Raw genomic sequence first — 13,752 nt, 5'->3', positions numbered from 1 at the left:
GCAGTTTGTAGAACTTAAGTGTTCAGATTTAAACTATCACTGTTTCAGTTTTAAAAGAAATTATTCCAGCCATGAAGTTTTGTAGGACGGATCTTCCACTTTTAAAGCTTCTTCCGTAATTTTCAACGGACGGAAAGGGTCTACCATTACGGCATATTCTTCAGTGAATTTCTTACCGATACTTCTTTCCATAGCACCAGGGTGAGGTCCGTGTACGATTCCTCCCGGATGAAGTGTAAAATCCATCAGGTCGATGTGGTTACGGCTCATAAAGTCACCTTCCGTGTAGAAAAGAACTTCATCAGAATCGATATTGGAATGATTATACGGGGCCGGAATTGCCAATGGATGGTAATCATACATTCTTGCACAGAACGAACATACCACAAAGTTGTGCCCTTCAAAGTTTTGGTGAACCGGTGGCGGTTGGTGAATTCTTCCCGTGATCGGTTCAAAATTTTTGATATTGAATTTATAAGGATAGAAATAGCCATCCCAGCCTACGACATCAAACGGATGGGTAGCATAGATGAAATCTGTAATCTGATTTTCCTTTTTTACTTTGATCAGGAATTCTCCCTTTTCATCTACAGGTTCTTTGAAAGTAGGAGCAATCATATCTCTTTCGCAGAAAGGAGAATGTTCCAAAAGCTGTCCGAATTCATTTCTGTATCTTTTGGGAGTGTAGATAGGAGAGTGGCTTTCCAATACAAAAAATACGGTATCATCAGATTTCAGTTCTACCTGATAGATGGTACCTCTTGGAATAATAAGATAGTCACCGGTCACAAATTCCAGGTCTCCTACAAAGGTTTTTAAGATTCCGTTCCCTTGGTGAACGTACAGAAGTTCGTCACATTCTGCATTTTTGTAAAAATAATCCATCGATTTTCTTGGCTTGGCCAATCCCATTTTCAGGTCATTATTCATCAAAAGAATCTTTCTGCTGTCCATAAAATCATCTTCAGGAGTGACATTCATTCCTTTGAACATTCTTGGAGCAACATTTTTTTCAACCGCAATTTTAGGGGTTACATCCTTAGGCTCACCGATCGATTTGATCTGTGTAGGACGGTGGATATGGTAGAGCAGTGAAGAAATACCATGAAAACCTTCTGTTCCGAAAAGCTGTTCATAGTAAAATTTATCTTCAGGAGACTTAAAGATAGTGTGTCTTTTTTGTGGGATATTTCCCGCTAGATGATATCTCATTTTACTTTCATATGTAGTTTCTCAAATTTAATCATTTTTCATGAATTGACTCTACCTATATTTTTCTTGATGTTTTGTATTTGAAAAATTATTGTTAGATTTGTCTAACAATTTTAATTTCATGAAGCGAATATTATTTTCTATTACTTTTTTATCATCATACTGTTTTGCGCAGGAAACAGACAGTTTAAGTCTGCAGACCAACAAAAAACTGGATTCTGCCAACATTACCAAAAGAGAAATCAAGACGAGTAATATAGAGGATGTAGTGGTTACCGGAACCATAAAACCGATGAGCAGATCGAAAAGCCCTGTAGCTGTTGAGATCTATAGTCAGAAATTTTTTCAGAAAAATCCCACACCGAGTATTTTTGAAGCCATCGCCATGGTGAATGGAGTGAAACCTCAGCTGAACTGTTCAGTTTGTAACACCGGAGATATTCACATCAATGGGCTTGAGGGGCCTTATACCATGATCCTGATCGACGGAATGCCGATTGTAAGTTCACTTTCTACAGTATACGGATTGAGTGGGATTCCCAACAGTCTGGTAGACAGAATAGAAGTGGTAAAGGGACCGGCTTCTTCTATCTATGGTTCGGAAGCAATGGGAGGAGTGATCAATATTATCACAAAAAATGCGCTAACTGCTCCTAAACTAAGTGTCGATATGATGACCAGCACATGGAGCGAAAACAACCTGGATCTTTCTACAAAATTTAATCTTGGAAAGAATGCCGCTTCATTATTGAGCTTAAATTATTTCAGTTTTAAAGAACGAATAGACCAGAATAGAGATAATTTCACAGATACTACTTTACAGAGCAGAATTTCTGTTTTCAACAAATGGAATTTTAAAAGAAAGGAAAACAGGCAGGCAAGTTTTGCTATGAGATACCTGTACGAAGACCGTTTTGGAGGAGAAATGCAATGGAATAAATCTTTCCGGGGAAGTGATGAAGTATATGGCGAAAGCATTTATACCAACAGAGCGGAAGTTTTCGGATTGTATGAATGGCCTATGAAAGAGCATATCGTTACTCAGTTTTCTTATAATTACCATGATCAGAATTCTTTTTACGGAGCAAACCCGTTCAATGCCCTTCAGAAAGTTGCTTTTGTACAGACCTATTGGGACAGAAGTTTCGGGAAACATGATATTACAGCAGGGCTTACTTTTAAAAGAACTTTTTATGATGACAATACCCCGGGAACTCTAGCCTCTGACGGGATCACCAATGCACCGATGAAATCTCCGATCTGGGGAGTCTTTATCCAGGATCAATGGGGGATCAATGATAAAAATACTTTATTACTGGGGTACAGATATGACTATGATAAAGTTCATCACTCGGTACATTCTCCAAGACTGGCGTGGAAGTTTTCTCCCAATCCTTATCATACTTTACGCTTCAACTTTGGAACAGGATTCAGAGTGGTCAACCTGTTTACAGAAGATCATGCTGCTTTGACCGGATCAAGAGAAGTGGTGGTGAAATCAGATCTCCAGCCGGAAAGATCAGTGAATGGTAATTTGAATTATATCTGGAAAATTCCTGTGGGAACCCGAATGCTAAGCCTGGATGCCTCCGCATTTTACACCTATTTCAGTAATAAAATTGTAGGTGACTTTGATTCTGATCCCAATAAGATCATCTATGACAACCTTCACGGATACGGAATTTCGAGAGGAGCTTCCCTGAATGTAGATTTTACGTTTCAGTTTCCTTTGAGTGTCAATCTGGGAGTGACTTATCTTGATGTTTATCAGAAATATGATGATGAAAATCAAAAGACACAGCAGCTGCATGCCCCCAAATGGAGTGGAACTTATAATCTGACCTATAAATTTCCGAATAATCTGACCATAGATTTTACCGGGCAGTTTTATGGCCCGATGAGGCTTCCTGTTTTGCCCAACGATTACCGTCCGGAATATTCTCCGTTTTATTCTCTGGCCAATATTCAGGTTTCAAAGAGTTTCAAATCCGGGTTTGAAGTGTATTGCGGGGTGAAAAATTTATTCAATTTTACGCCCAAAGATCCTCTGATGAGGCCGTTTGATCCATTTGATAAACATGCTGATGATCCTGTCAGCAATCCTAACCATTATACTTTCGATACAGCTTACGGCTATGCCCCCATGCAGCGTATCAGAGGGTTTCTGGGAGTAAAATATACTTTAAAATGAAAAAAATAGCTTTATTTTTAATGTTAGTGCCTTGTTTTTATCTGTCTCAGATGAAGACAGGCACTTTTTCTGAAATAGAGGCCTTGCAAAGAGAAAACACAAAGCCGGTAGTTATCCACCTGTATACAGATTGGTGTGCAGTCTGTAAAATTGAGTCTTATCAGTTGAATAAGGATAAAGAGTTGGTAAAGACTATAAATGATCATTTTTATCTGATCAATTTTGAGGCTGAGAAGACGAAAGAAAAAATTCGTTTTCAAAACCGGGAATTCGGTTATCTGTCTAACGGAAGTACGGGAATTCATGAACTGGCGCTGGCACTTTCGAAGAATAAAAGCCAGCCTGTTTATCCGGTATGGATTATTCTGGATAAGAATCAGAATTTAGTTTACTATCATGAAGGGCAGTTTACTGCTGAGAAAATGAAACAGAAATTGAAGGAAGTTTCTGCTTTGTGAATTTTATAGTTTTGTTGGAACACGTAAGGACGCAAAATTTTATCTGCAATAAAATTGAATACTGTTGATTTTTTGCCACGAATACACTAATGAAAGGATTCTTGTATTCGTGGCAAAAAAAATAGCTAAAAATCTTTGATTTTCTTGCACCTTAAAAACTTCGGTGTCATAATCATATTTGCGTTTTCCAACACTACAACTTTCAATTTCTAAAATCCTTTGGTCCTAGGTTTCCGCACCAATTAAAACTGCCAGCTGTATACATGGTTCATCAGAACGGTTGCTCCAGGCATGATTGGTTCCTCTCTGGATCACAATGTCTCCCGGTTTGAGGAGGGTTTCTCCTTCTTCCATGATCAGATGCAGCTCACCTGAGAGAATAATGATATAATCCAATGTTGATGTCTCATGCATCATTGGATGAGGTTCTCCTTTTTTGAACTCAATACCGAGATCTTTATCAGGCGGTACAACTACATACCGGAAATAAGTTCCGTTCTGGGGTGTCTGTGGAAATCCGGTATTAGGAATCATGGTTTCGAAATCTAAGCTTGCAGGAGTCTTTTGGGTATTCCATATATCCGAAATAATAAGTCCCGGAAAGTGTTCCACAGCATTTTCTACCTGTTGGTCTTCTACAATGGTTGATTTTCCGTCTTTAATTCCTGTTACAATACGTCTTGGGATTTTATTCATAGATTAATGTTTCATAACGAGTTTGTGACCTTGAGTCTGGTTGTTTTTTAAAATGGAGTGTGCCTGTAGTACGGTCGCTAGTGAGAGATCGCCTATAACTTTATGCTGAGGTGGAGCAATAGCTTCGGTTTCCAGCAATGTTTTGATGGCAATCAGGCTGTTTTGATAATAGTCATGTTTTCCGGTCATACTGTACGCATAATTGGATATATTCATGATGAGACTTCCTTTGTTGAAGAGCACTTCACGGGCATTTTTGGTCAGTAAGGCTGTTACATCCACATAAGTTCCGTTGATTTTTAAAACTTCAGCAGTGACTTCAGCCATTGTATTGCCCACCAGATCAACTCCTATATCAAACGGCTGATCACTGTTGGCCTTTAAAAGATTGTCAATGAGATTTTCCTCTCTGTAGTTGACGATCTGATGCGCTTCTACTCGTAAATTAATAAGCATCTGTTTGTTTTCTTCACTTCCTACCGTTACGGTGAAATGCTGAATATGATGGGCCAGTAAGATTTTAACTAAAAAAGATCCTACACCTCCTGCAGCTCCTGTTATGAGAATGGTCTGCCCGGGCTGTAATTTTAACCGATTAAAGATCTGAAGCGCTGTGAGCCCTGCCGATGGAATGGCTGCTGCTTCCTCAAAAGAAATATTTTTCGGTTTGAGTGCTACAATGTTCTCGGGAACGGAAATATATTCTGCATAAGTCCCATTGCTTCCCATGGAGCCACTTCCACAGAAAACCTCGTCTCCAATACTGAATTGAGTAACGTCGCATCCTTTTTCTATAATAACTCCTGATAATTCACGGCCCAATATGGGAGAGCTGATCAGTTTTCGTTCCAGCTCATTTTCCAGCATTTGGTAATCGATAGGGTTGAAGCCGCTGGCTTTAATGTGGATTAATACCTCATTAGTCTTGGGCACTGGTTTTTCTACTATGCCATCTTCAAGTTGAAAATCTTTATTTAAAATGACTGTTTTCATAAGGATATATTTTTTCGAAGGTCATATATAATTGTATTCTCTTTATCAACATTGTATTTGGAAAACGAAAGAGCTTTCATATTGTCAGTTTGATACACAAATGTAGAGACAGAATAGTTTATATTTGCTACTAGTTAACTAATGGTAACTAGTTACCTTAATGAAACTATTATGGCAAAAATCATTGAAAACGGGATAGAAAGAGAAGCCACCTGCACGGAAGAACTGTTCGCAATGCGTGACAGCCTGGATGTTCTGGGTGGAAAATGGAAACTGATGATCCTGAGATACCTGACTAACAGGCCGGATCAGACTATTCATTTTAAAAAGCTGGAACGTGGGATTGAAGGGATTTCTGCAAAAATGCTGAGTAAGGAGCTGAAGGAATTGGAAACCAATCTTCTGATCACAAGAACGATTCAGGACACGAAGCCAATTACAGTAACCTATGCGGTTACTGAATACGGAAAATCTGTGTTCCCGGTAACAGAAACGCTTGTGAACTGGGGATTGCTGCATAGGGAGAAAATTAAACAGTCAATGAATTTCTAAGGAATCCAATGATTCCTTTGTGTAAAAAACAGAAAGTTGTAAATATTATGATGATGCTAAAATTCTTTGAGTGTAGGAAAATCAAAAATTTTCAGCTGTTTTTCTTGCCAGGAATACACGAATCCTTTTATTAGTGTATTTTTATTCGTGCATTCGTAGCAAGAAAAAAACGGGATTCAATTTTATCGCAGATAAAATCCTTGCGCCTTATCAACGTATTGGAAGTATAAAATTTGCGTCTTTGCGTCTTCCAACAAACAGCTCTATAAAGATGAAAATGATTTAGTTTACCCCAATAAAATTCTTACTCTTCATAATATGAAACCTTTTGCATCCATGAGTTTTTCAATCTGTTTCCAAACAGTCATTAAATAACAATTTTTTAATAAAAACAGTAAAATTGGTAAGCCAGAATCCCAATTTTTTGTCGCAAATTTGTTTAATCACTTTATATTAATAATTAAAATAAAGATTTATGCAAAAGAAAATTTATGCAGGTCAACCTGTAGTAACTTTAAATAACGAAGTAGACATTCCGGCATTAGGATTTGGAGTATGGCAGATGGAAGATCTGAAAGAATGTGAAAGTGCTGTGATCAAGGCAATCCAGACAGGATACAGAATGATTGATACTGCAGCGATTTATCAGAATGAAACGGCAGTAGGAGCTGCTGTGAAAAACAGTGGTGTGAATAGAGATGACTTATTCATTACTTCCAAAGTATGGGTTCAGGATCATGGGTATGAAAAGGCGAAGAGTGCTTTCCAGAGAACATTAGACAGATTGCAGATGGATTATCTGGATATGTACCTTATTCACTGGCCATATGGTGATTTCCTTGGGACATGGAAGGCTTTGGAGGAGCTTTATCAGGAAGGAAAGATCAAAGCAATAGGAGTATGTAATTTTACCATTGAAAAACTGGAGGAATTAAAGGCTCATTCAAGTACTCTTCCGGTAATCAATCAGATTGAGCTGCATCCGGTATTTCAGCAGAAAGAATTGCAGGTTTACGACAGAGAAAATAATATTGTAACACAGCCTTGGAGCCCGCTTGGTAACGGAAATGCAAATCTTCTGAATAATGCAGATCTGAAAGCTATTGCTGAAAAATATGGTAAAACGGTTGCTCAGGTTATTTTAAGATGGCATTTACAGGAAGGCTTTGTAGTGATTCCAAAATCTGTAACCCCTTCAAGAATTGAAGAAAACTTTAACGTATTTGACTTTGAACTGACAGAAGATGAAATGAATACTGTTCGTTCTCTAGATACAGGAATCAGATTATTCTTTGATCCGAAAGATCCTGAATGGGAACAGAAAATGCTGAAATCTGTAGCAGATATTTAATTGCAAATGTGGACTCATTCTGCAAGATTTGATAAGAAGGAAGGAAAAATCATTTTGAACAATGAGTATGCTTTTTCATTTTCAACATATGAGGGATTTAGCTATAAACTGTTATATACTGAGTTATTAATTGACAATGACTTCAACTACATTCTTCAGATGAGTGTTTTTGAGCATGAAAATAAGACAAAGGATTTTCCCAAAATGTTTCAGGAAAAAGGGAAGTTGCCCGAAAAAATATTTGATTATCTTGAAATACTGTTGGATGCGGATCTTAAAAGTTTAAAGCGAAGATATAGTTACAGTAATTTTGATATTTCAGACATTGGGTCACAACGGTTTCTTATTAATCTGTATGATGGTATTGAGATTAGTATCGATGATGGTCTTCCTTTGGACTATTATTTCACAACAGATGTTGAAATGTTTTTGTATGACTTTAATGAATATCTGAAAAACTGGATGGAAGAGAAATACCAGACCTGGATTCTATAAAGCAGTATCAGTTTAATTATAAATAAAATTCCCACAGATCATATAATATCTGTGGGAATCTTATTTTCTGCTCAGGAATGAGTAATGTCATATCTTGTTGAAAATGAGATGTTCTTATTTTTTGTACCTTTTTAATTAAAATAAATTCTATGTTTTGGCCAGATACCATCAGTAAAAAATTAGGAATAAAATATCCTGTTGTTCAGGCTCCTATGTTTGGAATGAGTACACCGGAAATGGTTGCTGCAGCTGGAAAAGCAGGCTGCCTGGGATCATTGGCTCTGGCAGATCTTTCTGCAGATCAGTCTGTTGAACTTATCAGAGAAACCAGGAAACTTACAGATCAGCCTTTTGCCGTGAATATTTTTGCCCATCGCATTCCTGAGATAACAGATGCTTTGCGGGAAAAATTTATCAGGACCAAACAGTTTATAGAGCAGTTGGCAAAAGAAAATAATATAGATGTAAAACTTCCGGATCTTGATGCCATTAAAGTGAAAAGCTATCATGATCTTATTGACCCTATCATTGATGAAAACTGTAAAATCTTAAGCTTTATATTCGGAAGCCTGGATGATCAGAGTATTCAGAAATTAAAAGCCAATGGAATAACTTTAATCGGAACCTGTACTTCAGTAGAAGAGGCTTTGATTCTGGAACAGTCTGGGGTAGATATGATTTGTGTACAGGGAATTGAAGCAGGCGGGCATAGGGGAGCATTCAATGCAGATCATGTTCCGCAGATCGGAGGTTTATCTTTATTGTCACAGGTATATGATCACGTAAAGGTTCCGCTGATCTATGCAGGAGGCATTTACAATGCTAAGACAATACATGCTGCAAAAGATCTTGGAGCACAAGGTTTTCAGATGGGAAGTTTATTGCTGGCATCCAGGGAAAGTGCATTGAAACCTTTTGAAAAGGAAAGACTGAAAAAAGTAAAAGAAGAAGAGATTATGCTGACGAGAAGCTTTTCAGGACGATATGCCAGAGGGATCAGGAATAAATATATTGACGCTGTTGAGAATTCCGGGTATATTTTGCCATACCCTTATCAGAATAAACTGACCAATGCATTACGGGCGGCTGCAAAGTCAGTACAGAATCCGGATTTTGTAGGTCTTTGGGTAGGGCAGTCTATTCATGAGTATAGCGAACTTTCCACAACAGATATTCTGAAAAACCTGATTGGAGATACAGAACGTTTTTAGGACCAATCAACAGAACTGAGAAAACAAAAAACTCCTTTTCAAACCGAAAGGAGTTTTTTATTGAGGTATTTATTCGTTGAATTCAATAATAAGCTGATTCATGTCTGAACTGTTAAAAACTGTGGTAGACCCACTTAAATCATTCCATCTTCTCTCTGCATTTCCATTTGTACTATAGATATGGGTGGAGCCTTCGTTTCCTCCGGAGTTATTAGGTTCTCCCGTTGCAAACCAGTTTTCTGTGGTCGCAGGATTGGTAGACCAGTTCATTCTAAATTCTTCTCCGGTGATCCATTGCAGCCTGTCCGGGTTGCCGGGCCTTTGAATCTTATTAAAACCGATCCAGATATTATTCCCCAGATTATAGCCCGTTCCTGAGGCTACGATATTGGTAGCCACCCAAAGTCTTTCAGCATCATTGGGCATGGTTACCAGATAACCTCCCATTTGCTTCCCGAAAGTGAATGCATTGAACCAGTTAATACCCTGTGAAAGCTGATAAGCACAATAAGTATGATTATTTCCTGTCCATTTCTTGCAGCCCAGCTCATTCGCAGTTCCTCCTCCCGGCACTGCACCGGGTGGCTGAGGCCTTGTTGCTACCGGTTTGGGATCATAGCCCAGTATCGAATTATTGAATCCTGAGGATGATCCGCTATTAAGGTCAGTTCTGGAGATCTTTCTCACATTCCCGTTCGCATCCGCAGAGAGAATGTCATCAGCCGCTGCCCCTACAGGTAGCGTACGGATCCTCAGTTCTCCGTTGACGTCAAGAGATTTTGTCGGAGCCTGAGTATTGATACCCACCTGCTGGGCAATGATGAAATAAGGTAAGATAATGAATGCTAAAATTGATTTCTTCATGAGTTTCTTTTTATTCATTAAATTCAATAATAAGCTGATTCATGGAAACGTTGGAATTGGAGGTCAGAGTGCCGTCAAGATCATTCCATCTTCTTTCTGCATTGGTGGAGCTTGCAAATATGTGAGTAGCTCCTTCAACCCCTCCGGAGTTATTAGGCTCGCCGGAATTAAACCAGTTTTCGGTGGTCGCCGGGTTGGTAGACCAGTTGATTTTGAACTCTTCTCCGGTAATCCATTGAAGTTGATCCGGGTTTCCAGGTCTCTTTATTTTATTGAAACCAATCCATACGTTATTAGCCAGATTGTATCCTGTTCCTGAATTGACGATATTGGTATTCACCCACGCTCTTTCAGCATCATTGGTCATCGTTACCAGATAGCCCCCCATTTGTTTTCCGAAACTGAAAGCATTAAACCAATTAATAGGCTGTGAAATCTGATAAGCACAGTACGTGTGATTATTTCCTGCCCATTTTTTGCAGCCCAACTCATTTGCAGTTCCTCCTCCCGGTGCGGAGCCGGGCGGCTGAGGTCTGGTCGCTACCGGTTTGGGATCATAGCCTAATATAGTGTTATTAAACCCCGATGATGTGCCACCACTAAGATCACTTCTGGAAACCTTTCTGACATTTCCATTCGCATCAGTAGAGAGAATGTCATCAGCAGCAACTCCCGCAGGTAAGGTACGGATTCGTAATTCTCCATTGATGTCAAGTGATTTTGTAGGAGTGGTTGTATTAATGCCAACCTGTGCATTTAAAGCATAAGGTAAAATAATGAATAAAATAGCTTTTTTCATTTCATGTTTTGTTTGTTGGATCAAATATATTAAAAATATGTATCGGATATATGTTAATTAATTGATTTACAGTATTTTGAAGTCTTGTTTTTAGAATTAAAAAATATCTATATTTATTTATTTGTAAATATTTTTTATACATAAGTGTTTTATTGTGATATAAATAAAATATATTCGGATTATGTATAACAGAAATATTTGTTGAAAAAATAAAAAACTCCTTTCAATCGAAAGGAGTTTCTGTTTTATCAGGAATTTTTCCGGACTTGATTTTGAAAATTTATTAAATCAGTCCATTTGCAATATCATTATTTTGTAAGGTCCAGTCCGCCGAAGTTTCCGGAACTCATCATTAAATACACCCCGTCGGTTTTATCTAATGTATTCCAGTATGCATGAAGATCTTCAGCATTCGTGAAAACTCTTAAATTTTCGTTTTTGAATTTTTCTTTGATGAATTCAGGAGAAATAGGTTCCATTCTCTTGATCTTTAAAGCATCTTCAGAATAGAAAACGATTGCTTCTTCCAAACCGTCCATGGCATGATCATACTGCTCTAAAAAAGCAGGATTTAAGCTTGAGTAAGTATGGAGTTCCAGGAATCCGTATTTCTTGTCATTCTTAAACTGTTCTTTGAATGCTTTTACTGCTGCTTTTACCTTACTTGGAGCATGGGCAAAATCTTTGTAAAGGGTTCCTTTATCTTCTCTTTCTACTTTTTCAAGACGCTTGGAAGCCCCTTTAAAGCTCATGATCGCTTCATAGAAATCTTCATCCATGATTCCCAGCTGCTGGCAGATATGTCTGGCTCCTTCCAGATTCAACAGGTTGTGTGCACCAAAAACAGAAAGAGGAACATCGCCCATTTCGGTTTTCAGGTATACTTTACCGTTGTTTATTTCGTATTCAGGGGTTTTGTAAGGAATTTTTCTGAAATAATTTTCAGCATTTTCCACTACCTTAACGACTTCCGGATCTTCTTCATTATACACTAAAACACCACCTGCCGTAATGCTTGCCACGAACTTTCTGAATTGCTCAATATAGTCATCAAATGTTTTGAAAACATTGATATGATCCCATGCAATTCCGCTCATTAAAGCGATATTCGGTTGGTATAATAAAAATTTAGAGCGTAGGTCAATAGGAGAGGAAAGGTATTCGTCTCCTTCCAATACCATGAAATCATTATCCTGAGTCAGTTTTACCATACAGTCGAAACCTTCCAATTGAGCTCCCACCATAAAATCTACGTCTTTCTGATGGAAATTCAGAACGTGAAGGATCATGGAGGTGATGGTTGTTTTACCATGGGAGCCTGCAATAACCACTCTGGTCTTATTTTTAGACTGTTCGTACAGGAATTCAGGGTAAGAATAGATCTTCAGACCCAGCTCTTTTGCCTTTGCCAGCTCAGGATTGTCCTGATGGGCATGCATACCAAGGATGACAGCATCAATATCCGGAGTAATTTTTTCCGGGAACCAGCCCATTTCCTGAGGCAGTATTCCTTTTTTCTCCAGTCTCGATTTTGAAGGTTCAAAAATAGCGTCATCCGAACCTGTAACCTGATAGCCTTTATCTTTTAATGCGATGGCAAGATTATGCATGGCGCTTCCGCCGATAGCAATGAAGTGGGTTTTCAATTGTATTTACTGTTTTTTTACATTAGTATTAATGATCTGCTGGAAAGCTTCAAGAATATTATTCCAATTGGTCTGATAGTTTGGAATGATCATGCTGGCATCTGTCTTGCTGCCTTCATTTGGTCCTTTCTTGATGTTGATGGAAGTCGAAACATTGTCGTACAATTTTTTACGGTCTTCCTGTATTCTTCTGAAATTATTCTGAGAAAGAACCTGATCCAGCTTCTTTAGATCTTCATTGGAAATTTTAAAATCCTGTTTGTATTTTTTGCCCTGGCCTTCGAAAGAATAATGTACGTTGTTCTCTTTTATAAGGAGGTTTTCATATACAGGAGCAAAGCCTCCGCTTTTCGAATAGCTGATGTCAAAATCCGAATATACCTTTTGGCTGTTGCATGAAACTAATACTATTATTGCGAATAAGATTCCAAGTATTCTGTTCATAATTTTCTTATTTACTTTAATTATTTGAGTCCTTTTGTTCTAATTTTTTAGCTTTAAGTTCTTCATCATAACTGTGTAAGAGGTTGAAGTCTTCCGTCTGCTCAATGGCAGTCATAATCTTCAACAGGATTTCCGGTGCTTTTTCATTATCATAGTCAATATCCAGAGGGGCCTTAAACTCCATGGTAGGTTTTACACCGGTAACCTTTACCCGAAGTCCTTTTTTATCAAATGCTCTTCTGAATCCGTTTATTTTGATCGGAATAACAATAGGACGCTGATTCTTTACCAGTTTGGCCGTTCCTCTTCGTCCCTGTGCAAAAGCAGATGTAGTTCCCTGTGGGAAAGTTGCCACCCAGCCATTGTCCAGTGCTTTCATGATATTGTCTACCTCACTCATATCCACCATTCTGTTGACCGTTTTACCTTCTGCTCTCCAGGTTCTTTTTACTGTCACAGCACCTGCAATTTTGAAAATTTTAGGAAGAATACCTTTATTCATGGTTTCTTCGGCGGCTACATAGTAAAAATCGATCTTAGGATTCAGCAGGTAGATCGGATTTTTAATGGTATTTAAATACCCGTTGTTTACGGCACAAAAAGCGTGATACATGGCAGCTACATCAGCAAAATACGTCTGATGGTTAGACACAAACAATACATTGGAATCCGGAAGATCCACAAGATGTTCTGTGCCGGTAATTTTTAGTTTATTAAAGCCATTGAACCTCCTGTAGGATACAATTCCTAAAATAAAAATAATAAACCTTTTCAAAAAATAAGGGGTTCCGAATGCATCGGTGAAAATATTTTTCTTCGCCATTTTTCAATTAAACACGG

At 38.2% G+C, this 13,752-nt stretch carries 14 protein-coding genes; 6 read left to right on the top strand and 8 right to left on the bottom strand.

What is annotated here, in order from left to right; genetic code table 11:
* Positions 1-60 precede the first annotated feature (60 nt).
* Entirely contained in the window at positions 61-1,212 is a 1,152-nt protein-coding gene (locus tag AC106K_RS16990; protein WP_047098482.1) for a homogentisate 1,2-dioxygenase, read from the bottom strand.
* 121 nt (positions 1,213-1,333) lie between these two features.
* On the opposite strand from AC106K_RS16990, the gene AC106K_RS16985 reads away from it, so the two are divergent.
* Together AC106K_RS16985 and AC106K_RS16980 are read left to right on the top strand one after the other, a co-directional pair.
* Positions 1,334-3,403: a TonB-dependent receptor plug domain-containing protein gene (locus AC106K_RS16985; protein ID WP_482446653.1), complete on the top strand. Its 2,070-nt coding sequence runs from the start codon at positions 1,334-1,336 to the stop codon at positions 3,401-3,403.
* The gene (locus AC106K_RS16980) at positions 3,400-3,861 is read left to right on the top strand and encodes a thioredoxin family protein (RefSeq protein WP_482446652.1); all 462 of its coding nucleotides are present in this window, start codon (positions 3,400-3,402) and stop codon (positions 3,859-3,861) included. The genes AC106K_RS16985 and AC106K_RS16980 overlap by 4 nt, the downstream gene beginning before the upstream one ends.
* 225 nt (positions 3,862-4,086) lie before the next feature.
* Here AC106K_RS16980 and AC106K_RS16975 read toward each other — a convergent pair whose 3' ends face one another.
* On the bottom strand, positions 4,087-4,557 hold the full coding sequence (locus AC106K_RS16975) for a cupin domain-containing protein (protein ID WP_482446651.1): 471 nt from the start codon (positions 4,555-4,557) through the stop codon (positions 4,087-4,089).
* Between the two features lie 3 nt (positions 4,558-4,560).
* Complete coding sequence (locus tag AC106K_RS16970; protein ID WP_482446650.1) at positions 4,561-5,550, bottom strand: quinone oxidoreductase family protein; 990 nt, start codon at positions 5,548-5,550, stop codon at positions 4,561-4,563.
* Between the two features lie 171 nt (positions 5,551-5,721).
* Between AC106K_RS16970 and AC106K_RS16965 the strand changes: the two genes are divergently transcribed.
* The 4 genes from AC106K_RS16965 to AC106K_RS16950 all read left to right on the top strand — a co-directional run bounded on the left by AC106K_RS16965 (position 5,722) and on the right by AC106K_RS16950 (position 9,159).
* Positions 5,722-6,102 (top strand): winged helix-turn-helix transcriptional regulator, encoded by a 381-nt coding sequence (locus AC106K_RS16965; RefSeq protein ID WP_047098504.1) that lies wholly within the window; start codon positions 5,722-5,724, stop codon positions 6,100-6,102.
* A 475-nt stretch (positions 6,103-6,577) separates the two neighbouring features.
* Entirely contained in the window at positions 6,578-7,453 is an 876-nt protein-coding gene (locus AC106K_RS16960) for an aldo/keto reductase (protein ID WP_482446649.1), read from the top strand.
* Between the two features lie 6 nt (positions 7,454-7,459).
* Entirely contained in the window at positions 7,460-7,948 is a 489-nt protein-coding gene (locus AC106K_RS16955) for a hypothetical protein (RefSeq protein ID WP_482446648.1), read from the top strand.
* 149 nt (positions 7,949-8,097) lie between these two features.
* Positions 8,098-9,159 carry an NAD(P)H-dependent flavin oxidoreductase gene (locus AC106K_RS16950; protein WP_482446647.1) on the top strand — a complete coding sequence of 354 codons (1,062 nt, stop codon included), beginning with the start codon at positions 8,098-8,100 and terminating at the stop codon, positions 9,157-9,159.
* 69 nt (positions 9,160-9,228) lie between these two features.
* Here AC106K_RS16950 and AC106K_RS16945 read toward each other — a convergent pair whose 3' ends face one another.
* The 5 genes from AC106K_RS16945 to AC106K_RS16925 all read right to left on the bottom strand — a co-directional run bounded on the left by AC106K_RS16945 (position 9,229) and on the right by AC106K_RS16925 (position 13,735).
* Positions 9,229-10,023: a C-type lectin domain-containing protein gene (locus AC106K_RS16945; protein WP_482446646.1), complete on the bottom strand. Its 795-nt coding sequence runs from the start codon at positions 10,021-10,023 to the stop codon at positions 9,229-9,231.
* Between the two features lie 10 nt (positions 10,024-10,033).
* Positions 10,034-10,822 carry a C-type lectin domain-containing protein gene (locus tag AC106K_RS16940; RefSeq protein ID WP_482446645.1) on the bottom strand — a complete coding sequence of 263 codons (789 nt, stop codon included), beginning with the start codon at positions 10,820-10,822 and terminating at the stop codon, positions 10,034-10,036.
* A gap of 308 nt (positions 10,823-11,130) precedes the next feature.
* Positions 11,131-12,468 carry a UDP-N-acetylmuramate--L-alanine ligase gene (locus AC106K_RS16935; protein WP_482446644.1) on the bottom strand — a complete coding sequence of 446 codons (1,338 nt, stop codon included), beginning with the start codon at positions 12,466-12,468 and terminating at the stop codon, positions 11,131-11,133.
* A gap of 6 nt (positions 12,469-12,474) precedes the next feature.
* On the bottom strand, positions 12,475-12,912 hold the full coding sequence (locus AC106K_RS16930) for a hypothetical protein (RefSeq protein ID WP_482446643.1): 438 nt from the start codon (positions 12,910-12,912) through the stop codon (positions 12,475-12,477).
* Positions 12,913-12,928: 16 nt separating this feature from the next.
* Complete coding sequence (locus AC106K_RS16925; protein WP_482446642.1) at positions 12,929-13,735, bottom strand: lysophospholipid acyltransferase family protein; 807 nt, start codon at positions 13,733-13,735, stop codon at positions 12,929-12,931.
* Between the last annotated feature and the right edge of the window lie 17 nt (positions 13,736-13,752).

The sequence above is a fragment of the Chryseobacterium sp. FR048 genome, assembly GCF_056844665.1.
This window is presented reverse-complemented; position numbering and strand designations above follow the sequence as displayed.